General features: G+C 63.7%; 21 protein-coding genes and 1 tRNA gene. 14 read left to right on the top strand and 8 right to left on the bottom strand.

Annotated features, from left to right (window positions below; all coding sequences use genetic code 11):
- The first annotated feature begins 161 nt into the window (after positions 1-161).
- Both LY632_RS10845 and rbfA read left to right on the top strand, forming a co-directional pair.
- Complete coding sequence (locus LY632_RS10845; RefSeq protein WP_234091147.1) at positions 162-575, top strand: PaaI family thioesterase; 414 nt, start codon at positions 162-164, stop codon at positions 573-575.
- A complete protein-coding gene (gene rbfA / locus LY632_RS10840) occupies positions 575-973 on the top strand; it encodes a 30S ribosome-binding factor RbfA (RefSeq protein ID WP_234091146.1) in 399 nt (132 codons plus the stop codon). Before LY632_RS10845 ends, rbfA begins: the two co-directional genes overlap by 1 nt.
- Here the strand turns inward: rbfA and LY632_RS10835 are convergent.
- Together LY632_RS10835 and LY632_RS10830 are read right to left on the bottom strand one after the other, a co-directional pair.
- Complete coding sequence (locus LY632_RS10835; RefSeq protein ID WP_234091145.1) at positions 970-1,560, bottom strand: YceI family protein; 591 nt, start codon at positions 1,558-1,560, stop codon at positions 970-972. The two genes, rbfA and LY632_RS10835, sit on opposite strands and share 4 nt — an antisense overlap.
- Before the next feature lie 13 nt (positions 1,561-1,573).
- Entirely contained in the window at positions 1,574-3,163 is a 1,590-nt protein-coding gene (locus LY632_RS10830) for an AbgT family transporter (protein ID WP_234091144.1), read from the bottom strand.
- 115 nt (positions 3,164-3,278) lie between these two features.
- Between LY632_RS10830 and LY632_RS10825 the strand changes: the two genes are divergently transcribed.
- Positions 3,279-3,854 (top strand): thymidine kinase, encoded by a 576-nt coding sequence (locus tag LY632_RS10825; RefSeq protein ID WP_234091143.1) that lies wholly within the window; start codon positions 3,279-3,281, stop codon positions 3,852-3,854.
- 27 nt (positions 3,855-3,881) lie between these two features.
- Complete coding sequence (locus tag LY632_RS10820; RefSeq protein WP_234091142.1) at positions 3,882-4,550, top strand: site-2 protease family protein; 669 nt, start codon at positions 3,882-3,884, stop codon at positions 4,548-4,550.
- Here LY632_RS10820 and galK read toward each other — a convergent pair.
- Together galK and LY632_RS10810 are read right to left on the bottom strand one after the other, a co-directional pair.
- Positions 4,547-5,587: a galactokinase gene (gene galK, locus LY632_RS10815; RefSeq protein WP_234091141.1), complete on the bottom strand. Its 1,041-nt coding sequence runs from the start codon at positions 5,585-5,587 to the stop codon at positions 4,547-4,549. The genes LY632_RS10820 and galK overlap by 4 nt on opposite strands.
- A gap of 2 nt (positions 5,588-5,589) precedes the next feature.
- Positions 5,590-6,672, bottom strand: coding sequence for a galactose-1-phosphate uridylyltransferase (locus LY632_RS10810; RefSeq protein WP_234091140.1), 1,083 nt, complete (start codon positions 6,670-6,672; stop codon positions 5,590-5,592).
- 96 nt (positions 6,673-6,768) lie between these two features.
- Between LY632_RS10810 and LY632_RS10805 the strand changes: the two genes are divergently transcribed.
- The 7 genes from LY632_RS10805 to LY632_RS10775 all read left to right on the top strand — a co-directional run bounded on the left by LY632_RS10805 (position 6,769) and on the right by LY632_RS10775 (position 15,840).
- Positions 6,769-8,271, top strand: coding sequence for an SLC5 family protein (locus LY632_RS10805; protein WP_234091139.1), 1,503 nt, complete (start codon positions 6,769-6,771; stop codon positions 8,269-8,271).
- Positions 8,268-9,293 carry a tRNA pseudouridine(55) synthase TruB gene (gene truB / locus LY632_RS10800; protein ID WP_234091138.1) on the top strand — a complete coding sequence of 342 codons (1,026 nt, stop codon included), beginning with the start codon at positions 8,268-8,270 and terminating at the stop codon, positions 9,291-9,293. The genes LY632_RS10805 and truB overlap by 4 nt, the downstream gene beginning before the upstream one ends.
- A gap of 5 nt (positions 9,294-9,298) precedes the next feature.
- Positions 9,299-9,568 (top strand): 30S ribosomal protein S15, encoded by a 270-nt coding sequence (gene rpsO / locus LY632_RS10795; RefSeq protein ID WP_234091137.1) that lies wholly within the window; start codon positions 9,299-9,301, stop codon positions 9,566-9,568.
- Positions 9,569-9,741: 173 nt separating this feature from the next.
- The gene (gene pnp / locus LY632_RS10790) at positions 9,742-12,048 is read left to right on the top strand and encodes a polyribonucleotide nucleotidyltransferase (protein WP_234091136.1); all 2,307 of its coding nucleotides are present in this window, start codon (positions 9,742-9,744) and stop codon (positions 12,046-12,048) included.
- 146 nt (positions 12,049-12,194) lie between these two features.
- Positions 12,195-12,878, top strand: coding sequence for a spermidine synthase (locus LY632_RS10785; RefSeq protein ID WP_234091135.1), 684 nt, complete (start codon positions 12,195-12,197; stop codon positions 12,876-12,878).
- Between the two features lie 105 nt (positions 12,879-12,983).
- Entirely contained in the window at positions 12,984-15,119 is a 2,136-nt protein-coding gene (locus LY632_RS10780; RefSeq protein WP_234091134.1) for a hypothetical protein, read from the top strand.
- A gap of 16 nt (positions 15,120-15,135) precedes the next feature.
- Positions 15,136-15,840: a DUF3142 domain-containing protein gene (locus LY632_RS10775; protein ID WP_234091133.1), complete on the top strand. Its 705-nt coding sequence runs from the start codon at positions 15,136-15,138 to the stop codon at positions 15,838-15,840.
- Here the strand turns inward: LY632_RS10775 and LY632_RS10770 are convergent.
- Together LY632_RS10770 and LY632_RS10765 are read right to left on the bottom strand one after the other, a co-directional pair.
- Positions 15,837-16,358: a DUF1993 family protein gene (locus LY632_RS10770; protein ID WP_234091132.1), complete on the bottom strand. Its 522-nt coding sequence runs from the start codon at positions 16,356-16,358 to the stop codon at positions 15,837-15,839. The two genes, LY632_RS10775 and LY632_RS10770, sit on opposite strands and share 4 nt — an antisense overlap.
- 68 nt (positions 16,359-16,426) lie before the next feature.
- Positions 16,427-17,119 carry a GcrA family cell cycle regulator gene (locus tag LY632_RS10765; RefSeq protein WP_234091131.1) on the bottom strand — a complete coding sequence of 231 codons (693 nt, stop codon included), beginning with the start codon at positions 17,117-17,119 and terminating at the stop codon, positions 16,427-16,429.
- A gap of 106 nt (positions 17,120-17,225) precedes the next feature.
- On the opposite strand from LY632_RS10765, the gene LY632_RS10760 reads away from it, so the two are divergent.
- Positions 17,226-18,080 (top strand): ABC transporter permease, encoded by an 855-nt coding sequence (locus tag LY632_RS10760; RefSeq protein WP_234091130.1) that lies wholly within the window; start codon positions 17,226-17,228, stop codon positions 18,078-18,080.
- Positions 18,081-18,099: 19 nt separating this feature from the next.
- Here the strand turns inward: LY632_RS10760 and hspQ are convergent, their stop codons facing one another.
- Positions 18,100-18,480, bottom strand: a complete 381-nt coding sequence (gene hspQ / locus LY632_RS10755; RefSeq protein ID WP_234091129.1) for a heat shock protein HspQ — start codon at positions 18,478-18,480, stop codon at positions 18,100-18,102.
- Between the two features lie 156 nt (positions 18,481-18,636).
- Between hspQ and LY632_RS10750 the strand changes: the two genes are divergently transcribed.
- Positions 18,637-18,726: transfer RNA gene (locus LY632_RS10750), tRNA-Ser, on the top strand.
- Positions 18,727-18,796: 70 nt separating this feature from the next.
- Here the strand turns inward: LY632_RS10750 and LY632_RS10745 are convergent.
- Entirely contained in the window at positions 18,797-20,320 is a 1,524-nt protein-coding gene (locus LY632_RS10745; RefSeq protein WP_234091128.1) for a tryptophan halogenase family protein, read from the bottom strand.
- A gap of 271 nt (positions 20,321-20,591) precedes the next feature.
- On the opposite strand from LY632_RS10745, the gene LY632_RS10740 reads away from it, so the two are divergent.
- A complete protein-coding gene (locus tag LY632_RS10740) occupies positions 20,592-23,891 on the top strand; it encodes a TonB-dependent receptor (RefSeq protein WP_234091127.1) in 3,300 nt (1,099 codons plus the stop codon).
- The last annotated feature ends 41 nt before the right edge of the window (positions 23,892-23,932 follow it).

Raw genomic sequence — 23,932 nt, 5'->3', positions numbered from 1 at the left:
ACGATGCCGGTAAGCCGCGGTCGAAACGAGCAACGGAGTTCCCTGCCACCTGTCAAGAAGGGGTGGTGGGCGCGCAACCGGCGCTTTGTCGATAGTGGTCTTACAGCTGGATGCCTGCCGTCAATTTTATTGATTGCGGCATTGCCTTGGATCTTGTGGGTATGAGGAAAGAAAAGCACGCCCTCGGCGCCGCGCATGCAGAGCTGATGGGCGTCGAGTTCGACGGCTTTGACCGGGAGCGCGAGGAAATCACCTTGCGCTTCCGCGCGCCTGACAGCTTCATCACTCCGCGCGGCAGCGTGCAGGGCGGGCTGATTGCCGGGTTCCTCGACGAGGTCATGGGCTGGGCACATGTCTGGGCCACTGATCATGCCGAGGCTCCGCTCAACCTCGACCTGACGATGACGATCCTCAAGCCGGTTCCCGCCGGTCCGCTGCTCGGCAAGGGACGGGTGCTGCGGCGCGGGCGGAGGGCGATCTTCCTCGAAGGCGAATTGTTCGGTCCTGACGGCACGCTGCTTGCCCGCGCGACCAGCACTGCCATTCCTACGCCGCGACCCACAGGGAAAAGCTGATGGCCCGACAGCAATTCACCCCCGAGCAGCACTCGGTCCGCGTCCTCAAGGTGGGCGAGCGGGTGCGACATATCCTCAGCGAGCTGCTCGCACGGCAGGAGGTGCATGACGATACCGTCAGCGCCGCCAACATCGCTGTGACCGAAGTGCGCATGTCGCCCGACCTGCGCAACGCCAGCGTCTATGTGAAGCCCCTGCTCGGCAAGGACGAGGACACCATCGTCAAGGCGCTGCGCCAGAACACGGCCTTCCTGCAAAAGGAAGTCGCCAAGCGGCTGGGCCTCAAATTCGCGCCCAAGCTGCAATTCCGCGCCGACGAAAGCTTCGACGAGGCAGAACGCATCGAACGCCTGCTGAGCGATCCGAAGGTCGCGCGTGATCTCGACGGCGAGGATTAACCCGCCGGACGCAGCCGCGCCTTGAGGGTAATGTTCACGGTCTTGCCGACGATCAGCGAATAGGACTTCATGCCGAAATCGTAGCGGTTGATCCTGGTCGTGCCGGTCAGCGTAATCACCTCGCCCGGTTTCGCCTTGGCCGGCGGGCTATCGAAGGCGATCGCCAGCGTCACCGGCTTTGCCACTCCGCGTGCGGTCAGAGTGCCCTGAACCGTGCCGGTCATGCCGTCCTTGAGCACCATGCGACTGCCCTGGAACCGGACGGTGGGGTATTTCTCGACCCAGAAGAACTTCTCGCCCTTGAGCCTTTCACGCGTGGTCTTGTCAGGGGCGGTGAGGGCGCGCGCATCGATCTTCACATCGAGGTCGATCTGTTGCGGATCGGTGGGTGACAGGCGGGCTGTCCCGGAAAGTTCGGGGAAATCCGCGGTCTTGCTGCCGAGCCCGAGGAAAGCGACCTTGGCCGAGACATTGCTGCCTGCGCTGTCGACGGTGTATGCGGTGCCGGCCGCTGCGGCTGTCAGGGACAAGGCAGCAGAAGCCAGCAACAACGGTTTGGGAAGTCTCTCGATCATGCGGCTGGCCATGGCGGCAGCGCCCCTAGTTGGCAGGTGCCGTTGCCGGCACCTCCATGAACACTTCCGCCCCTGGGCCGAGCGGCAGGTCGAGCACGACCCAGCCGATCGTCAGCGCCAGGCCGCTCAAAAGCAGGCCAATGGAATACGGCAGCATGGTTGCCGCGAGGCTCCCAAGCCCGAATTCCTTGTCCCAGCGCTGGCAGAAGATCAGGATCAGCGGGAAATAGACCATTAGCGGGGTGATGATATTGGTCGCCCCGTCGCCCACGCGATAGGCAGCGGTAGCCATCTCCGGTGAAACGCCCAGCAGCATCAACATCGGCACCAGTACTGGTGACAGGAGAGCCCATTTCGCGCTGGCTGAACCGATGAAGATGTTGAGCGCTGCCGAAACCAGGATGATCGCCGCCAACAGCGCCCAGGCCGGAAGGCCCGAATTGCCGAGGAAATCCGCCCCGTCGACCGCCAGGATCAGGCCGAGGTTGGACCACGCGAACATCGCGACGAAATGTGCCGCTGCGAAGGCCAGCACGAGGTAATAGGCGAGGTCTTCCATCGAACCGGCCATCATTTTCACCAGGTCGCGGTGGTTGCCGATGGTCCCGGCCGCCTTGCCATAGGCCCACGCGGCCAGCAGGAAGAGCAGGAAGAAGCCGCCGACAAGGCTTTGGTAGAATGGCGTCAGCTGCGCCTCGGGGGTGGCCGTCTCGTCGATCAGCGGAGTGCCCGGGCCAAGGGTCATGGCCAGCCACAGTCCGACGACGAACAGAACGGCGAGCCCGGCCCAGCGCAGGCCCTTGCGTTCCCCGTCACTCAACGGTCGGTCGGTCTGTTCCTCGCTCTCGTCGCGGCCCGCATTGGCGGCGATCCAGGTGCCAAGGCGCGGTTCGATGATGCGGTCGGTGACGTACCAGATCACCGGCAGGAAGATGACGAACATCGCCGCGATAAAGTACCAGTTGCCGGCGATGTTGGCGGTAAAGTCGCCGAACACCGTCTCGACCGAAGCTTCGGTGATACCGAACAACAGCGCGTCGAGCTGGCCGGGTAGCAGGTTGGCGGAAAAGCCGCCCGAAACCCCGGCAAAGGCGGCAGCGATGCCTGCAACCGGATGGCGCCCGGCAGCGTGGAAGATGATCCCGGCGAGCGGGATCAGCACGACATAGGCGGCATCGGCGGCAAGGTTGCCCATCATGCCCACCGCCACCACGATCGGGGTCAGCAGGCTCTTGGGCGCATTGCTCACGCCTGCGCGCATGGCGGTGCCGAACAGGCCTGCACGCTCGGCCACCCCGGCCCCCAGCATCACCACCAGCACATATCCCAGCGGGTGGAAATGGGTGAAGGTCTTGGGCATCTCGACCCACAGCTTCTGGAGGTTTTCTGCGCTCAACAGGCTGGTGGCGGTGATGATCCTGGCGGCGCCGGTATCGGGATCGATTTCCGTCGGGTGCGCTGCAGACAGCCCCGTCGCGCTGGCGATCATGGAAATCACCACCAGCGCCGCGATCAGCCCGAAGAACAGGAACACCGGATCGGGCAGCCTGTTGCCGCTCCGTTCGATCCAGCCGAGAATACCCTTCTGCTCCGCCTTCGCGATGCCATCAGCCATATCTGGAACTCGCCCCCGTGATTGTGCAATTGTTGTGGACTAGCATTGCCAATGCCGCCTGTCGCCCCGGTGAACGGCTGGCCTCCACAGCTGTTACGCGATAGCGTCGCGCCCCATGGCCAAGCTCTATTTCTACTACGCCAGCATGAATGCGGGAAAGAGCTCGACCCTGCTGCAGACCGCCTTCAACTATGGCGAGCGAGGGATGAAAGTGTCGCTGTGGACCGCTGCGCTCGACGATCGACCGGGCTTTGGTGCCATCAGCAGCCGCATTGGACTCGCCAGCGATGCACACCGATTCAACGAACACACCGATATCCTCGAATTCGTGCTGGGCGAACACGCTGAAGGTCGGGTCGATTGCGTGCTGGTGGACGAGGCACAGTTCCTGACGGAGGAGCAGGTGTGGCAATGCGCCCGGCTGGCGGATGAAACCGGCACGCCGGTGCTCTGCTATGGCCTGCGGACAGACTTCCAGGGCAAGCTGTTCCCCGGCTCAGCCGCATTGCTGGGCATTGCCGATGCCTTGGTCGAGCTCAAGGCAATCTGCCACTGCGGGCGCAAGGCAACGATGAACCTGCGCGTCGACGCCGATGGCAAGGCAGTGAAGCAGGGCGCGCAGACCGAGATCGGAGGCGATGACCGCTACACCGCTTTGTGCCGCAAACATTTCATGCAGGCGCTGGCGTAGCACCGGCACGCTGCTTATCTATCCGTCATGAGTGACACCGTAACACTCGCCGTGGTCCTGATCCCGGCGCTGATCGTCTCGATTGTATTCCACGAGGTCGCCCATGGATGGACCGCGCGGATGCTGGGCGATCCGACGGCACATGAGCAGCGGCGGCTGAGCCTAAATCCGATCCGGCATGTCGATCCCGTCGGGACCTTGCTGCTTCCGGGATTCATGCTGGCCGTGAGCGGGCCTGTATTCGGCTGGGCCAAGCCTGTTCCGGTGGTCAAGGAGCGATTGCGCAATCCGCGTTTCGGAATGATGGCAGTGGCTGCGGCCGGGCCTGCTACCAATCTCGTCCTGGCCTTGCTGGGTGCCATCGTGTTGGGCATGGTCGGGCTCGGCAATGTGGAAACAGGCAGTTTGCTGGCGAATGGCCTGTTTTATTTCCTGCTGATCAACGTCTTCCTCGCCTTCTTCAACCTGCTGCCGATCCCGCCGTTCGATGGTTCGCATATCGTCGAAGGGCTGCTGTCGCCATCGCTGGCCAAGGGGTATGAGAAGCTGCGCCCGTTCGGGATGCTGCTGTTCATCGGTCTGATTGCCCTGACCTGGTTCGCGCCGCAGCTGGGGCTGATCGAGAAGCTGGTTGGTCCCCCGGTGGATTGGGCGATGGAGCGGCTTTACGCGGTGGCTCGGCTGTTTGGCGGCTAGCCGCTGACTTCGTCGATGTAACGGGCTTGCGGGTGTCGTTCGAGCAGGGCGGCTAGCCACGCGTTGCGGCGGTCTCTGGCGACACAAGCGACGATGCAGCCGCCAAAGCCGCCGCCGGTCAGCCGCGCACCTGCTGCGCCCAGTTCCACCGCATCTGCGACCAGCGCATCGATCGGCGGGATCGATACTTCGAAATCGTCCCGCATCGATGCGTGGCTCACGTTCATCAGGGTGCCGAGTGCGGGGATATCGCCAATCGCCAGCGCTTCGCGCGCGGCGAGGACGCGGCGATGCTCGCTGGCACAATGGCGGGCACGTTTGCGGACCGTTTCGTCCACTTCAGCGACCGCTTCGATGTCGGCTGGATCGAGCAGGCAGATATCGTCGCGCCCGAAGGCTATGCGCGCCGCATCGCATTCTTCCTTGCGTTCCTTGTAACGCCCGTCGCTCAGCTTGCGCGAGTGGCCCGAATGGATGACGACCATGGCATAGCTGGCGGGCAAGGGGACAAGCGCGTAGTCCAGCGTCGCCGTATCGAGCGCGATCGCCTGGCCCGGCTGGGGCACGGCCACTGCCACCTGGTCCATGATGCCGCAGGGCACGCCGAGATATTCGTTCTCTACCCGGCGCGCGGCGAGCGCGAGGTCGATATCGCTGATACCGCTGGCTGCCGAAATGCGCGCGGCCTTGAGGATGGCGACGATCAGCGCGGCGGAGGACGACAGGCCCGAGCCTGCGGGGATGGTCGAGCGAATCAACAAGTCGGCACCACCCTTGAGCAATCCCAGCTTCACTGCCTCGCGCAAGGCACCAACTGCGGGATCGGACCAGTGCTCGGTTGCGAGACCGTCGAGTGTGCGCTCGGCGGAGCCGGAAAAGCCCTCTGCGGTAACGATGACCTTGCGGTCTTCACGCGGCCTCAAGTCGACGGTGAGCGCGACGGATAGGGCCGCTGGCAGCACCATTCCTCCGTTGTAATCGGTATGCTCGCCAATCAGGTTGACCCGGCCGGGAACGGTCGCGGTAACGGTTTCCATGCTCATAGCTCCCGCAGGGCAGCGGCCGCCGATTCGGGCATGACATCGACTGTCATCACCCCGGTGTGCTGCTCTACCGAGGCAAGATATTTCACGCGCCCGGGCGCGCGCAGCAGCGGATAGAATTGCGCCGTCAGATGATAACCCTCCGATCCTCCACGCGGCGCAGCATGGAGCGCCAGCATGGTCGCGGCAGGCCGCTGGAACAGCGCGTCATAGCGGCGGGTGATGTCGCCCAGCAGGTTTGCGAACCCGCTTTTCTCCTCGTCGGTCATGTCGTGCAGGCCCTGCCTCGCCACGCGCGGGGCGATCCAGACCTCGTAGGGAAAACGGGCGAAGCGTGGGCAGAAGGCGGCAACCCCACCTGCTTCGGCCACGCCGTAATCGGGCAAGCTTCGATCGATCTCGGCAGCGAGATCGTATCCGGCGGCAAAGGCATCGATGGCATGTTGCTGCACCTGCGGTACCTTGGTGAAGCCGTAGATCTGGCCATGCGGGTGGGGCAGGGTTACGCCGACCTCGTCGCCCCGGTTCTCGAATGGCAGGACATATTCGCAGCCCGCCTCGAACAGCGCGGACATCCGGTCTTGCCAGGCCGCCAGCAGGACTTCGCGCCGCGCCTGCCCGATGGTTTGGAGGCTGCCTTCGGCCTCGGGCGAGTAGACCACAACTTCGCAGGCCCCGAGCGCGCGGGCGGTGTCGATTCCATCCAGCGCAGGCGGCTGTGGGGCTTGCGGATGCAGGCCGGAAAACTTGTTGTCGAAAATCGCCACTTCGAAATCCTCGAAGGGGATCTCGGTCGCCGGGCCGCCGGGGAGGGTCGGGGCGAGCGGGTCGGCGCTGGCGGCCGGCTTGAAGGTCCGGTTCTGGCGGTGCGCGGCATAGATGTTCCACTCGCGCCGCAGCGGGTGGAAGCGCAGTTCGCCGCCCAGCGCGATGTCGTCGGCCTCTTGCTGCTGTGGGGGCAGGTCGTGTGGCGAGTGGCCATAGAGCCGCAATATCCGCCCGTCGGCCTTGGCAAAGTCGCGGCGGTGGATCGGGCGGCCCGAAGCGTCGTGACCAATCGATTGCAGGTTGTCGCTCATGCCCTCTCCCTATCGGGGATTCCCGTGCTTGCCCATTGGTATGCGGCGGGAAAGCAGGCTAGCAGGATACGTATTCGCGCGGGGAAAGGGTTGCCGATGATCGATTTTGTCCAGCTGGGCGTGTTCGCCGGCCTGATGGCGCTTCTCGCCTTCCTGACCTGGCGCAAGGTCGCCTCGGCCCGGGCCGCTAGCCATGCTTCGGCCGATCGCGAGATCTTCCTCGCCGGGGGTGGGCTGAGCTGGTTCTTCATCGCCGGGGCGATCACCCTTACGAATCTTTCCACCGACCAGCTGGTGGGCATGAACGGCAACCAGATGTTGCTGCTCGCGTGGTGGGAACTGGCGGGCTTTATCGGCCTGCTGCTGCTCGCCTTCGTGTTCGTCCCGATCTACTACCGCAACAACTGCACAACGATCACGCAATTGCTTGAACAGCGCTATGACGGGGTCAGCATCCGAACGGTTATTTCGGGCCTGTTCCTGCTCGGCAATCTGGTGATCTACCTGCCCGCCGTGATCTATTCCGGCGCGCTGTTCATGCAGACCCTGTTCGGGGTTGAGGCGTCGATCGTGACGATCGCTGCTCTGTTCGCCATCGTCGGTGCGGCCTATGCCATCCTGGGCGGGCTGCGGGCTGTGGCGGTGCTCGATACCTATGGCGGTGTCGGCGTGCTGGGGCTGGCGCTGGTCGTTGTCTTTCTCGCCATGCAGGCGGTCGGCTGGGACATTACCAGCGGTGTGCCGGCAGAGCGACTGACGATGATCGGGGCGACCGACAGTCCGATCCCTTTCCACACCCTCTTCACCGGCATGATCTTCATCCAGATCTTCTACTGGTCGACCAACCAGAACATCACCCAGAAGGCACTTGCCGCGCCCGACGTGAAGGAAGCGCAGAAGGGCGTGATCGCGGCGGCGGTGATCCGCCTGCTGATCGTGCCACCGATTGTGGTCATTCCCGGCATCGTCGCCTACAAGCTGTTCGGCGATGTCGACGACCGGGCCTATGCCATGGTGGTGGGCGAGGTGCTGCCGGGCTGGACCAGCGGCATGTTCGCGGCGATGATCGCGGCGGCGGTGCTGACGACCTATGCGGCGGTGATGAACGCCACGATCACCTTGTGGTCGGTCGATTTCCACCGCCGTTTCATCAATCCTGATGTGGATGTTACCCGGCTCAACCGCATTGTCGGCCTGATCGCCATGGTCGGCTCGGTCGCGCTGGTGCCGCTCTATGCCAGTGCGACGAGCATCATCAACCTGCTGCAGGAACTGAACGGGCTGCTCTCCATGCCGATCCTTTCGGCCTTCATCGCCGCGCTGATGTTCCGCAACATGGACGCCCGGGCGGCGGTGGCGGGGCTGGTGTGGGGCTTCGGCCTCTATGCCTGCCACACCTTCTATCTCTATGTGCCCAAGAATTTCGGCGGGGTGAGCTGGTACGCGACCATCGGCCTGCCTTGGGTGCATTACATCGACGTGATGCTGTTCGTGCTGGTGACTTCGGTCGCGGTGGCGCTGCTGACCAACCGCGTGGTGTTCGGCAATCGCGCCACGCTTGCATTCGGCAGCGGTAGCCCCCAGCCTGACGGGGCATGACCGACACCAAACCCCACCCGCTTCCCCCTGTTTCGGGCTGGCTGATCCTCGACAAACCGCGCGGCATGGGCTCGACCCAGGCGGTGGGGGCGGTGAAGCGTAACCTGCGCGAGGCGGGCTACGGAAAGGTCAAGGTCGGCCATGGGGGCACGCTCGATCCCGAGGCGGAGGGGGTCCTGCCCATCGCGCTGGGCGAGGCGACCAAGCTCGCCGGGCGGATGCTCGATGCGAGCAAGATTTACGCGTTCACGATCCAGTTCGGAGAAGAGACCGACACGCTCGATGCCGAAGGCCAAGTGGTGGCGACGTCGGATCACCGTCCACCCATGGCTGCCATCGCTGCCGTGCTGGAGCATTTCACCGGCGACATCGAGCAGGTCCCGCCCGCCTATTCCGCGCTCAAGGTCGACGGCCAGCGGGCTTATGACCTGGCGAGGGCCGGGGAACAGGTCGAACTCAAGACCCGCGCGGTGACGATCTACTCCCTCGCCTTCGCAGGTGAGCGAGAAGACGCTGGTTTGCGCTCCACTTTCCAGACCACTACCGGCCGTCCGGATCCGTTCGATCCAGCGGCTCCGCTCGAACTGGCCGACAGTGTCACACTGGTCGCCCATGTCTCCAAAGGGACCTACATCCGCAGTCTCGCCCGCGATATTGCCCATGCCCTTGGAACCTTGGGCCACGTTACCTATCTCAGGCGCATCAAGGCCGGCCCGTTCCGTGAGGAACAGGCGATTTCGCTGGACAATCTGAACGAAATCGGTAAGGGCGCGCCACTTCAAGACCTCCTCCTGCCGCTCGAGGCGGGGCTGGACGACATCCCGGCTCTGCAACTCGATCCCGATAGCGCGCAGGCGGTCCGCCAGGGCCGGGTCATATCGGAACTGCCGCGATCCCATGGGATTTTGGCCGACGGGCTCTATCTTGCGAAGCTGGAAAGTGTTCCGGTCGCGCTTGTGGATCTCAGCGGCGGCACGATGAAAGTCGTGCGCGGTTTCAACCTTCCCGATGTCGCGGAGTAAAGACTATGACAGTGACTGCAGAGCGTAAGCAGGAAATCATCAAGGACAACGCACAGGCCAATGGCGACACCGGTTCGCCGGAAGTCCAGGTCGCGATCCTGACCGAGCGCATTCGCAACCTGACCGAGCACTTCAAGAGCAACCACAAGGACAACCACTCGCGTCGTGGTCTCCTCGCGATGGTCAACAAGCGTCGTAGCCTGCTCGCCTATCTCAAGAAGAAGGATGTGGCTCGCTACAACGCGCTGATCGCGAAGCTGGGTCTTCGCAAGTAAGAGTTTCTCGGAGCGGCCCAACTCGGGCCGCTTCGTTTATCCGGCTCCCGCACAATCCGGTGCAGGGGCGGCAACACGGGGCGCGAATAGCCCCACACCGGACCGGGACGGACTACCCGGCACTGTAGGCCCCGCGCGGCAATGTGGCCCCGCGGGTTCGAAAAGGAAAATCAATGTTCGACACGAAAACCGTATCGCTGGAGTGGGGCGGAAAGACCCTCACTCTGGAAACCGGCCGCATTGCCCGTCAGGCTGACGGCGCGGTCCTCGCCACTTACGGCGAAACTGTTGTGCTCTGCGCGGTCACGGCCGCCAAGAGCGTCAAGGAAGGTCAGGATTTCTTCCCGCTGACCGTCCACTACCAGGAAAAATTCTCCTCGGCCGGCCGTATCCCGGGTGGCTTCTTCAAGCGTGAACGTGGCGCGACCGAAAAGGAAACGCTGACCAGCCGCCTGATCGACCGTCCGGTCCGTCCGCTGTTCCCCGAAGGTTTCTACAACGAAATCAACGTCATCGCACAGGTCTTCAGCTATGATGGCGAGTGCGAGCCCGATGTGCTGGCGATGATCGCCGCATCGGCCGCGCTGACCATTTCGGGCGTGCCTTTCATGGGCCCGATCGGCGCCTGCCGCGTCGGCTTCAAGGATGGCGAATACATCCTCAACCCGAAGCAGGCGACTGCGCTGGCCGACGATGGCCGCCTCGATCTCGTCGTCGCCGCAACGCATGACGCCGTGATGATGGTGGAATCGGAAGCCAAGGAACTGACCGAGCAGGAAATGCTCGGCGCGGTGGCATTCGCCCACGACAGCATCCGTCCGGTCGTCAAGGCGATCATCGATCTTGCCGAACAGGCTGCCAAGGATCCGTGGGACGTCGCTTCGCAGGACGGCAATGACGACATGAAGTCGGCCATCAAGGCGATGATCGGTGACGATATCGCCGCCGCCTACAAGCTGACCGACAAGTCGGCTCGTTCGGACGCGCTCAATGCCGCCCGCGACAAGGTCAAGGCGCACTACGCCTCGGACGAGTTCGACGGCCAGCAGCGCATGACCGCGATCAAGCTGACCAAGAAGATCGAAGCCGACATCGTGCGCGGCGCGATCCTCAAGGACGGCACCCGCATCGACGGCCGCAAGCTCGACCAGGTTCGCCCGATCGAAGCGATGGTCGGCGTGCTGCCGCGCGCCCACGGTTCGTCGCTGTTCACCCGCGGCGAAACGCAGGCGCTGTGCTCGACCACCCTCGGCACCAAGGACGCCGAGCAGATGATCGATGGTCTCGAAGGCCTTAGCTACGAACGCTTCATGCTGCACTACAACTTCCCGCCCTATTCGGTCGGTGAAGTGGGCCGCTTCGGCGCGCCGTCGCGCCGTGACACCGGCCACGGCAAGCTGGCCTGGCGCGCGCTGCACAATGTGCTGCCGAGCCATGAGGACTTCCCCTACACGATCCGCGTCCTGAGCGACATCACCGAGTCCAACGGCTCCAGCTCGATGGCGACGGTGTGCGGTGGCTGTCTGTCGATGATGGATGCCGGCGTTCCGATCGAACGCCCGGTTTCCGGCATCGCCATGGGCCTGATCCTCGAAGGCAAGGACTTTGCGGTCCTGTCTGACATCCTGGGTGACGAAGATCACCTGGGCGACATGGACTTCAAGGTTGCGGGCACCGAAGCCGGCATCACCACCATGCAGATGGACATCAAGGTCGCCGGCATCACGCAGGAAATCATGGCCAAGGCGCTCGAGCAGGCGAAGGCCGGCCGGACGCATATCCTGGGTGAAATGCAGAAGGCTCTCGGCACCGCGCGTACCGAAGTCAGCAAGCATGCCCCGCGCATCGAGACGATCCAGATCGACAAGTCGAAGATCCGTGACGTTATCGGCACGGGCGGCAAGGTGATCCGCGAGATCGTCGCCGAAACCGGCGCCAAGGTCGACATCGACGACGAAGGCACGATCAAGATCAGCTCGAGCGACCTCGACCAGATCGAAGCCGCCAAGGCCTGGATCCTCGGCATCGTCGAGGAGCCGGAAATCGGCAAGATCTACAACGGCAAGGTCGTCAACATCGTCGACTTCGGTGCCTTCGTGAATTTCATGGGCGGCAAGGACGGTCTCGTCCACGTCAGCGAAATGAAGAACGAGCGCGTCGAGAAGCCGACCGACGTCGTCAGCGAAGGCCAGGACGTGAAGGTCAAGGTTCTCGAAATCGACCAGCGCGGCAAGGTCCGCCTGTCCATGCGCGTCGTCGACCAGGAAACCGGCGAAGAGCTGGAAGACACCCGTCCGCCCCGCGAACCGCGCGAACCCAGAGGTGATCGGGGCGGCGACCGTGGCCCGCGTCGTGACGGCGGTGGCGGTGACCGCCGCGGCGGCCGTGGCCCGCGTGGTGGCGGCGACCGTGATCGCGGCCCGCGCCGTGACCGTGACGGCGGTGGTGAAGGCCACGTGCCTGACTTCCTGAAGGACTGACGCAGCGCGTTACCCCAGCGCAAGCTGGGGTCTCGTGCCGCAAGCTCGGCCTTCGTGGTGAGCGATCCCAGCTTCCGCTGGGATGACGGCAGAAACAGGGAAGGGCCGCTCGACAGGGCGGCCCTTTTCGTATCTAGGACACACCTATGCTTCCCCGCGAAACCCTGGCCACGGCACAGATCCCCGGTGGCGATACGCTGACGCTCGTTTCCCACGGGCGCGATTTCATCATCATGCTCGGCCGTGACGAGCTGATGGGCACGCGGATGCAGTTCAGCGAGGAGCAGCTCGCGCAGCTGACGCTGGCGCGGCTTTCGGCCAAGGCTCCGCGTGTGCTGATCGGCGGCTATGGCATGGGCTTCACCTACCGCGCCGCGCTCGCCGCCGCGCCTGAGCGGGCACAGGTGGTGGTGGCCGAGGTGGTCCCCGAAATCCTTGAATGGGCTGAAGGCCCGCTTGCCGCTCTCACCGGCGATTGCCTGGAGGATCCGCGCGGCGAGATCGTGCTGGCGGATGTGGCAGCGCTGATCGACGATGCGGTGGACGGCACCACCGACCGTTATGACGCGATCCTGCTCGATGTCGACAACGGCCCCGACGGGATCGTGCGCGAGGGCAACGAGCGGCTGTACACCCGCACCGGCTTGGGCCGGGCGCGCGATGCCCTGAACCCGGGCGGCGTGCTGGCGGTTTGGTCCGCCGCGCCCGACCACAAGTTCACCGGCCGGCTCAAGGACGCGGGCTTCCATGTCGACGTCCAGACCGTCCGCGCCAGGCCGGGCAACAAGGGTCCGCATCACACCATCTGGTTCGCCATCAAGGCTCGTTGATCTCGCTCACCGGGTTGTTCGGTCCCGTTCTTGCGCAATTCATCCGGATTGTGTGAGACCTGCGCAAAAGGTCGCATCGGGATTCGTTTGAACGGGGGAAATCCAGTGCGGAAATCTGTGTTTGCTGCTGCGTTGCTGGTGGGTGCCGGCTGTGCCGGTCCGGCGATGGCGAGTGGCGACTATTGCCAGCCACAATGGAAGCCCGAGAACCCCGACCTCGATTGCGTCAGTTCGATTCCGATTGCGCCGGGCAATGACTCCCGCATCAACCTGTTCCTGCTGCTGCAGGACCGCGCCGGCCACAATGGCGCGGGCAAGGCCTATCCTGATCTCGGCTGGCGGGCCTATTACGGCCGCAACTTCCTGCGCTGGAACGAGATTTCCGCAGCCTGGTACCCGCAGCCGCCAGCCCCGGAAGAAGATACGGCGGACGATTGGAACGGCGGTTACGGTCGCTGCCAGACCGTCGGCAGCGGCAAACGCAGCTTTCTCGATGCGCTGAAGTCGGTTGCCGGGATAAAGGATGACGATCGCGAATTGCTCGTCACTTCGCGCGAGCGGTTTGGCGAGTTGTGCGAAGACGGACCCGGCTCGGTCAAGCTGCCCAGCGAAAACGGCTATTTCGTCAATATCGGCGTCAACCGCATCGGCGATACGCCGATGGGGTTCATGGCCTATCTCGAGGCCTCGGCCAGCTTCTATGGCGGCGAATGGGGCCGGGCGAAGCAGTATTACGCCATGTTGGAGAACGCCAGGCTTGACGACTGGCTGACCGAGACGGCGAAATACATGACCGCCCGGACGCTCCTCAACGAAGCGCAGGAGCAGACCGAGGACGAGTGGGGCTGGTTCGAGCTCGAGCGGGCCAACAAGGCGGTGGCCAAGCAGGCGGAAGTGGCATTCAGAGGCTATCTGGGCGCTTACCCTGACGGCCTTTATGCCAATTCGGCGCGCGGGCTGATCCGCAAGTCACTGTGGCTCCAGCGCGATTATGCGCGGCTGGGTGAGGCCTATGCCGCAGCTCTGGCCAAGGCCGATCCCGACGCCGAAGAGACCGGCCGACTGATCGAGGAAGTGGACGACAAGCTGCTGGTGCGCGATCCGGCCGGCACAACCAGCGATGCGTTGCTGACCGCCGCCAACCTGCTGCTGCGAATGCGCCCGGAAGGTTTCGACTATAACTCGCCGCAGCTGACGCGCGAGCAGCTGGAGGCAAAGGCATCGGTCTTCGCCGACCAGCCCGAATTATGGGTCTTCCTCCAGGCCAGCCACGCCTTCTATGTCGAGAAGGACTACAATCGGGTCCGCGATCTGCTGCCCGACGATGCGCGGCAGGAAAGCTACACGCCGCTTACTTTCAGCCGCCAGTATTTGCGCGGGCTGGCGCTGCATGCGCTGGACGATCGCAACGAGGAAGGCTTCTGGCGCGAGCTGATCGGCGGTGCGGACGGCATCTGGCAGCGTCCGGCGGTCGAGCTCGCGCTGGCCCGTGTGCTCGAACAGAAGGGCGAACTCGCCAAGGCCTTTGCCGCCGGTTCCCCGATACGCGATGCGCGCATTCGCCGCATCCTGCTCGGCATGTCGGCCGGGCCGGGTATTCTCAAGGCACAGGCACGGGCCAAGGATGCGCCTGCCGGCGAAAACAGCTTTGCCACCTTCACCGTGCTGTGGCGGCAGCTCCAGCATCAGGAGTACAAGGGTTTCCTCGACGACCTGCCGCTCGCGGCGCAGTACCAGCCCGGGGAGGATTACTACGGCATGTGGGGCCTGCTCGACGAGCCGATAGCGCCTGCCAATGTCTTTGCGACGGGCCAGACAAAGGACGAATTCGCTTGCCCTGCGCTGGAACAGACCGTCCGAACCCTTGCGGCGAAGCCTGAGGATGCCGGGGCACTGCTGTGCCTGGGCGATTTCTTCCGTCTCAATGGCTTCGACGACCTGGCCTTCATGTCACGCTGGCCGGAACAGGATCTGACGGGAGAGATCGGCACCATAAACCACTATCCCGGCAAGGCGGTGCCCCGGCACGACTATTACACGGCGATCATGTCCGATCCCGCGGCAACCCGGGATCAGCAAGCCTATGCCCATTACCGGGCGATCCGCTGCTACGCCCCCAGCGGTAACAACAGCTGCGGCGGTGAAGGGGTGGAAATCGAAACCCGCATTGCCTGGTTCAAGCGGCTCAAGGCGCGCTATGCTGGCACCAAATGGGCCAAGGAGCTCAGATATTATTGGTAGGCGATGGCTCGCCGCGTTGCTGGCCCTGCTGCTGGCGGGATGCGGAGCGCAGGAGCAAGCATCGCCTTCAGGCACGGTCGATGCGGCGGATTATCGTGCCTTCTTTCTGTGGCCCGGGGTCGAACCGGTGCCGCAAATGCAAGGGGCTGACGCGGTTTATGTTCTGTGGGGCGAGCTGCGGAAGGCCGATCCCGACCGCAGCGAAGTGTTGTTCCAAGGGGTCCCGCAAGGTCGGGCAAGCGAGCTCTGGCTTGTCGTCCGGGCCGAACGGACCGACTGGGGCGATGGAGCCTACAGCCAGCTTCTCGCGGCGGCCGGTCGGTGGAACCGCGACGGGCGGCTGACGGGTATCCAGATCGATTTCGATTCCAGCACCGGCGAACTGCGCGGCTATGCGGCGTTCCTCGCACGGCTGCGCCAGCGCATGCCGGACGGCCTCAAGCTATCGGCCACCGGGCTGCTCGACTGGCCTGCCAATGCCAGCAAGGCCGACCTGGCCGCGCTGGCAGGCGCGCTCGATGAAATCGTGATCCAGACCTACCAGGGCAGCACGACTATCCCTGAATATGCCGACTATATCGCCGCAGTTCGCCGCCTGCCGATGCCCTACCGCGTGGCTCTGGTCGAAGGCGGGGCATGGGAGGCCCCGCCCGACCTGTCGAGCGACCCGAACTTCAAGGGCTATGTCGTGTTCCTCCTGGCGGACAAGTTCAAGCGCTAGCGCGCCATCGGGTTGCCCATAAAGTCGCGCTTGCCCAGCGGGACGCCCTTCATCCGCAGAATGTCGTAGAAGGTGGTGGCGTGGAAATAGAAGTTGGGCTGACTGAAGCCGAGCAGGAAGTTCTGGCCGCTGAACTCCATCAGCCGCTGCCCGCCAAGGACGAAGCCGACGGTCTTGTCCTGCACCTCTTCGAGCTGTTCGGGCGTCACCTGCGCCAGCTCGTCGAGCGTGCGCTGGATCTTGGTCTTCATGGCGGAGAAATCGCCCGGCAGCTCGGTGAAATCGGGCGAAAACTCGCCGGTCGGCAGCAGGCTTATGACATAGGCCGAATGCACCCAGGTGCTGCGGACATGCCACGGCAGGTTCCACATGGTGTCGGCCAGCTTGGCCTCGACCAGTTCGGCCGGGTCGATGCCATGCTCGGTGCAATGCGCCTCGGCTTTGGCGATCACGCCATGCATTCCGCCAAGGATCTGGCGGCAGCTGGGGACGAATGCATCGTAGAGTGTCAGGGCCATGGGGATTCCTCTCCTCAAAGAGAACGGCCCGGTCGCTGGGGAGCAACCGGGCCGCACGTTTGTCGATATCAGCGCACCCGCGGGCCGCCGAAGGGTAGCGGAGGCGGGGGACGGCGTGCGCCGCGCGGCAGCTGGGCCTGGTAGGCCCGCCCGCAATGTTCGACGCAATAGGGAAAACCCGGGTTCACCTGCTCGCCGCAGAAGTGGAAATCTGGTTCGCCCGGATGGCCCATCGGCCAGCGGCAGACCCTGTCGTTGAGGTCGAGCAGGCTGGTCTTGTCGGCAATTTCCGGGCTCGGCTTGGCGGGCACCAGGCGGCGCGGCGGGGCCGGCGGGATCGGTGCCTGCTGGTCGCCCGGACCCTGGCGCAGGAAGCCGCCGGGGCCGACCGAGACGATCTTGGGCAAGTCGTTCTGGCCGGCATTGGGCAGCGGTTGCGAAGGGATCGGCGCGTTCGCACCGCTGGACGCGGCAGGAGCGGGACCGGACGGGGCCACAGGCTTGGCAGCAACCGGCCGCGGTGCCGGTGCGGCAGGTTTGGCCACAGGCTTCTTCGCCACCGGCTTCGGTGCGGGCTTGGGCGCAGGCTTCTTCTCGTTGGCCTTGACCGGCGAGGGCCGCGACTTGAGGCCGAGGCGGTGGGCCTTGCCGATGACCGCGTTGCGGCTGACCCCGCCCAGCTCGTCGGCGATCTGGCTCGCGGTCGCACCGCCTTCCCACATCTTCTTGAGGGTCGCGGTGCGTTCTTCGGTCCAACTCATAGGATGCTCGGTGTCCGTAATTCGTGCGGAAATGGGTGTTCAGCGGCCATATAGGGATCGCGGGGCGATCTTGCCAGTGCCGAGCCGAGCGCCTACCCGCGCAGGGATGAGCGATCAAGCAAACACTGGCGCAAATCCCGTCTCCTTCCACCCGCGCGGCGAGCCGATCTTCACCGGCGTCAACTGGCTGGGCCTGTGGAGCCTCTACCTGAAGGAAGTGCGCCGCTTCATGAAGGTCCAGACGCAGACGATCTGGGCACCGGCGGTGACGACCTTGCTGTTTCTTGTGATCTTCACTGTCGCGCTGGGGCGGGAGGGGCGGATGGTGCTGGGTGTGCCGTTCGCCACCTTTGTGGCTCCCGGTTTGATCGTGATGGGCATGATGCAGAATGCTTTCGCCAATTCCAGCTTCTCGCTGCTTTCGGGCAAGATCCAGGGGACGATCATCGACCTGTTGATGCCGCCGCTATCCGAAGGCGAACTGATGGCGGGGATCGTCGGTGCGGCTGTGACCAGGGCCGTGCTGGTGGGCCTGACAGTGGCATTGGCGATGCTGCTGTGGCCGGGCGTCACGCTGACGGCAGCGCATCCCTGGGCGATCGTCTGGTTCGGGCTGATGGGCGCAGTGCTGCTGTCGCTGATGGGCTTGATGACCTCGATCTGGTCGGAGAAATTCGACCATAACGCGGCCATCACCAACTTCGTGATCGCACCGCTCAGCCTGTTGTCGGGCACGTTCTACGTGATCGACAATCTGCACGGTGTTTTCCAGACGATCAGCCACTTCAACCCCTTCTTCTACGTGATTTCGGGGTTCCGGTATGGCTTCCTGGCGGAAAGCGATATTGCCGGGGGCAGCGGCCAGATCGCTTTCGCTGCGATCGGGTTGGGCGTGTTCAACCTGCTCTTGGCGCTGGTGGTTTACCGCGTGCTGAGGTCCGGCTGGAAGATCAAGGACTGACCGGAAGCCCCAAGACTTATCAGTGCGTCAGCTTGCGCCGCATTCGGTAGCGACCGCGCGCAAAATCCTCGAATAGCTCGGTCACCTGCGGATGGTCGACGGGGCCGCGATCGCCGTCGAGCAGCAAGTTCTGCTGGCTGACATAGGCGACGTAGGATGATTCCTCGTTCTCCGCGAACAGGTGATAATAGGGCTGGTCACGATGCGGCCGGATATGCTCAGGGATCGATTCGTACCATTCTTCGCTATTGGCGAAGACCGGATCGATGTCGAAAATGACTCCGCGGAAATCGAACATGCGGTGGCGCACCACGTCGCCGATCGCGAAGCGGGCGCTGACGCGACGGGGCGCTTCGACCTCGCGGCCGGCCTGGGGTGAGAAGAAGAGGGCGCGGTCCATCGGGCAAATATAGGGCGTCTGCTGCGCCGCACAATGGGACCAAAGACCCGGTCCCCCGAATTCGCGCAATTCGGGCTTGGCAAGGGCGGGGGCGAACGCTAGTAGCGCCGCTTCCTGAACGACCAGCGCCAGAACGGCGCGCTCGCACAGCTTCGCGGAGAGGTGGCAGAGTGGTCGAATGCGCCGCACTCGAAATGCGGTATACGGGCAACCGTATCGAGGGTTCGAATCCCTCCCTCTCCGCCATTTCCCGACCTGTCTGTTGTTTCGCCGGAAGGGGCCGGTTTCCCGGCCCGGAAGGGCGAACTTGTGTCTTTCAAGCTGCTTCCCTGGCAGGGCAATATTGCGCCAGGAACTGTTCGTGGCTGGGCATATTCTGGACGACGTAGCGGATCGACTGCTCCATCTCGTCGAGTTCCTTGCGGGTTTTGACGAGGTCCATCGTGTCGGCGACGGGGTTGTGCCCGATCATCGGAATACGCTGGCCCATCATTACCGCCGCCCAGCTGGTCTCGGTGAACAGCTCGTCCTCCTCGCGGAAGATCTGGCCGGTCGCCTTGAACAACTCGATCTTTTGGGTGAGCGTATCCGGCACCGACATGGTCCGGCAGTAATTCCAGAACTCGGAATCGGTCCGCTCGGTCGCCTTGTAGTGCAGGATCAGGAAGTCGCGGATGCGGGCATATTCGCGCGCGGTGAGGCGGTTGAAAGTGTCGCGCTGGGCATCGGTGATGCCGTCCAGCGAGAGCATCGATATCAGCTTGTCGACCGCCGTGTTGATCAGGTGGATCGAGGTCGATTCCAGCGGTTCCATGAAGCCTGCGGCGAGGCCGACCGCGACGACATTGCGGTTCCAGAACTTGTTGCGATGGCCGGTCACGAACCGCAGGTGGTTCGGGTCTGCCGTGGGCTTGCCGGCGATGTTGTTCACCAGGATATCGTGCGCTTCGTCGGCCTCCATGAAGCTGCTGCAATAGACATGGCCGTTGCCGTTGCGGTGTTGCAACGGGACCTGCCATTGCCACCCGGCACTGTGCGCGGTGGCGCGGGTGAAGGGCGGGGGCGGGCTGCCGTCGTCGCGATTGCAGGGCAGGGCAACCGCGCGGTCGCATGGCAGCCAGTGGGTCCATTCGGTGTAGCAGGTCTGCAGCGCCTGTTCGATCAGCAGGCCGCGGAAACCGGAGCAATCGACGAACAGGTCACCCGCGATCTCCTTGCCGCTGTCGAGCTGAACCGATGTGACATCGCCGCTTTCGCCGTCGAGCGTCACATCGACGATCTTGCCTTCCTGCCGGACGACGCCGCGCTGCTCGGCATATTTGCGCAGGAAGGCGGCATAGGCGGTAGCGTTGATGTGATAGGCGTAGTTGACCGGGGGCAGGTCCTCGCGCTCGAAATTCTTGGTGTAATCCTGCGTCCGGCTGAAGCGCCCGAAATATGCGGCCATGGTCTCGACATTGAAGACCTGGAGTGGTCGCTTGTCGCCGTGTTGGCGCTGGCGGTGCCAGACGTGCTGGAAAGATATGCCGCCCATGGTGTAGCCGTAGGCGCCGAACGGGTGGATGTAGCTGTCGCCGATCTCGCCCCAGTTGACGAACTGGATGCCCAGTTTGAAGCTGCCCTGGACGGCGGACAACATTTCGCTCTCGTCCACTTCCAGCAGCTCGTTGAAATTGACGAAGGGCGGGATGGTCGCCTCGCCGACGCCGACAGTGCCGATGGCTTCCGACTCGACAAGGGTGATGTCGACCAGGTTGTTGGTCTTAAGGCGCGAGAGCGCTGCCGCCGCCATCCAGCCTGCGGTGCCGCCACCCACGATAACGATCTGCCTGATTGCCATGTCTTTCGGTCCCGTCCCTTGTCATGTCAGGCTATCGCCGGTGGAGGAGGGAAGCAACATGAGCCCAAAGGCCAGCTTGCCCACCATCACCGCCCTGCCGGATGCGCCATTGTTGCTAGCATGCAACAGGAGAATTGTGAACGTTCATTTTCGGACTTGTGAACGCTCTCAATTTCAGCTAGCCGACAATTACGGAAACGCATACGAATGTGGTCCGTGGGGTTCCTGGTGCCGCCACTGGCGCAGGAAGGATGCTTAGGGAGGATGGGCCTTGTCACGCTTTATGTCGTCACGCCGCACCACTGATACGAATTCCATCTCGCGCCGCGTTCTGGCGCTCGGTACCGCATCCAGCATCGCCTTGTGCGCGATGATGGCGCAGCCTGCCTTTGCGCAGGATGCGGAGGAGGAGCCGGACGCCGAGGAGCCTGCTGCCGAGGCCGAGAACATCATTACGGTGACCGGCTTCCGCGCTTCTCTGGAGAGTGCGCAGGGCATCAAGCGTGACGCCGACACCTTCGTCGATGTCATCACCGCGGAAGACATAGGCGCTCTGCCCGACCGTTCGGTTGCCGAAGCGCTGCAGCGCGTTCCCGGGGTGAACATCGGCCGGTTCGAGAAAACCAGCGACCCGGATCGCTTCTCGGTCGAAGGCACCGGCGTCATCGTGCGCGGTCTTCCGTTCGTCCGTTCGGAACTCAACGGGCGCGACATCTTCTCCGCCAATGGCGGCACGGTGCTGAGCTTCAACGACGTTTCGCCTGAGCTTCTCGGTCGTGTCGAGGTGTTCAAGAACGTCACCGCCGACATGGTCGAGGGCGGTATTTCCGGCATCGTCAATCTCGTCACGCGCAAGCCGCTCGACACGAATGGTTTCAAGATCGCCGGCACGGTCGGTTACAACTTCGGCGACATGGCAGAGGAATGGTCGCCCGAATTCTCCGTTCTGGCTTCCAATGTCTGGGAAAACGATGCCGGCCGGCTCGGTGTCCAGCTGGGCTATGCCAATTCGGAGCTGATCAGCCGCACCGATGCATCGCAATTGACCGACCCTTGCTACCGTGCGGCGACGCTCGACGGTCCCTGTCTGCGCGTCCTGCCGGTCGGGTCGGGCGGGATCGGCGGCACGCCGAACTTCGATGAATCGAACTTCCCGCCGCCGGGAACTGTCATCTCTCCCAAGGGCGCCGGTGTCCGCACCACGGAACTCGAGCGCGATCGCGAAGCATGGTCGGGAACGGTCCAGTACGAGGATCCGACCGGCGACTTCGTCGTCACCTTCGAATGGCTGCGGTCCGAAACCTCCTTTTACACCGACGAGTATGCGATCCTGGCACAGGTCAACGACGATGCCCTGTTCCCGGTCCCGCGCGCGGGCAGCACGTGGGAGTTCGACGATAACGGCGTATTCCAGCGGGGCATACTGACGCAGAGGCCCGGCGACGCCTATGCGACGCCCTTCGGCCGTGGCGGTATCCCGATGGAATCGCTGCGCTTCCAGCGCGACACCACGTCGATCACGCAGGATTTCTCGTTCGATCTCAAGTGGTCGGTGACCGACCGGCTGCGGCTGAGTTTCGAGGCGCAGCGCGTCGAGTCCGAACTGTCGCGGGACTCGATCATCGGGGCGATGAACACCTGGGCCGATGTCTCGATCGATGCCAGCGGCGATACGCCCCTGGTGGAATTCCTCGCCCCGGCCGGTTCGCCGGCGGACTACTTCTCCAGCGGGTTCTATACCTATTACTGGTTCCTGCTCGACAGTCTCGAGCGGAACGAAGGCGACCTCGACACGCTCCGCTTCGATGGCGAATACGACATCAGCGACGATGGCTTCTTCAAGAAGGCCCGCTTCGGGGTTCGGTGGAGCGATCGCGAGCGGACCAACCGCAACACCAATTTCAGCACCTGGGGCAACCTGTCGGCTCCGTGGGCGGGCCGGGCGGGCTGCGCTCCGTGGGGATCGGGTCCGAATTGCCCGTTCCAGCCCGGCCGGTTCTACACCGGCCTACCCGGCCAGGAATTCGCCATCGCAGGCGGCGCCTACACCGACGATTTCCCGAACTATTCGCAGGTCCGCAACCCCTTCGGCGACGGCTTCCAGCGCGGCAATGCGCCGACGCCGATCGAGAACGGCGCGGCCTGGTTCTTCGGTGGTGACGACTTCCTTGGCGAATACCTTTCGGGAGAATCGGCCCGCCAGGCACGGGAAATCAATACCTTCTCGCAGACGCCGAACCCGTTCTTCGGGGTGCAGGACCGTTCATTCACTCAGATCGACGGCACCGTCGTCCCCTGCGATCCGTTCTGTCCGCCCGAAGTCTCGACGGTCGGCGAAACGACCAAGGCCGCCTATGCCCGGGTCGATTTCGGCAAGGATCTGGACAATGGCTGGAACATCGATGGCAACTTCGGCTTGCGCTATGTCCAGACCAAGGTGCGTACTGCGGGCCTGATCGGTTTCCCCAACGGCTTCTTCTTCGACAACGGCCCGGCCGGTAACGGCGACGGCATCGTACAAGTCGTGGAAATCGTGGGACAATGTAACCAGACCCCGCCGGGGCAGACCCTGCCGGGCTACTGCAGCCTGTCGGCCGCTCGCCAGCAGGAGTTCGCCAATGCGTTCACCGGCGAATTCCTGATCGACGATCGCGACATCACCTTCGATCACTGGTTGCCGGCGTTCAATGTCAAACTGGACATCGGCAATGGCCTTCTTTTCCGCGCTGCGGTGTCAAAGGGCATTTCCCGGCCCGATCTGCAGTTGTTCACTGCTGGCGGGGCCATCGGCGACAATACCAACGACCTGCGCGCGGAAGGCACGCTTGAAACCGGACCGCTGTTCCAGCTGTTTACCGGCAATCGCAACGTCCGCCCGGTCGAATCGTGGAACTACGACCTGTCGGCCGAGTGGTACTTCGACGATGTCGGCTCGCTGACCGCCTCGTTCTTCCTCAAGGATATCAAGGGTATCGTCAGCGGCGGTGCCGATGTCGTCGAATACACCAGCCCGGGCGGAACGACGATCCCGGTCGAAGTGAACGGCCCGATCAACTCGCAAGGCGGCACGCTGAAGGGAGTCGAACTGGCTTACCAGCAGACCTTCGACTTCCTGCCGGGTCTGCTGAGCGGGTTCGGGACCCAGCTGACCTACACCTATGTCGACGGTGGCGACTTCATCAACACGCAGGTTGGCGGCGCCCAGCGCAGTCCGTTTGCTTCCGCCCAGCCGCTGGCGGGGATTTCCGACCACACAATAAACGCGACAATCTTCTACGAGAAGGGACCGTTCGCGGCCCGTGCCGCCTACAACTGGCGCTCGGACTTCCTGATCACGCCGCGCGACGACATCTTCCCGTTCTCGCCGATCTGGCAGGAAGCTTCGGGCCAGCTCGATGCGTCGATCTTCTATGCGGTGACCGACCAGATCAAGCTCGGCGTCCAGGGGGTCAACCTGCTCGACTCGGTTACCCGGACGACCCAGGTGGTCGATTTCGACGGCACGCGGATCACCCGCTCGGCCTTCCGCAACGACCGTCGCTTCACCTTCCTGGCGCGCTTCGACTTCTGATCGATGCGTTAGGGTATTGGGATGAGGGCGGGTTCCTGTTT

It is taken from the genome of Erythrobacter sp. SDW2, from assembly GCF_021431965.1.
GTDB lineage: Bacteria > Pseudomonadota > Alphaproteobacteria > Sphingomonadales > Sphingomonadaceae > Parerythrobacter.
This window is presented reverse-complemented; position numbering and strand designations above follow the sequence as displayed.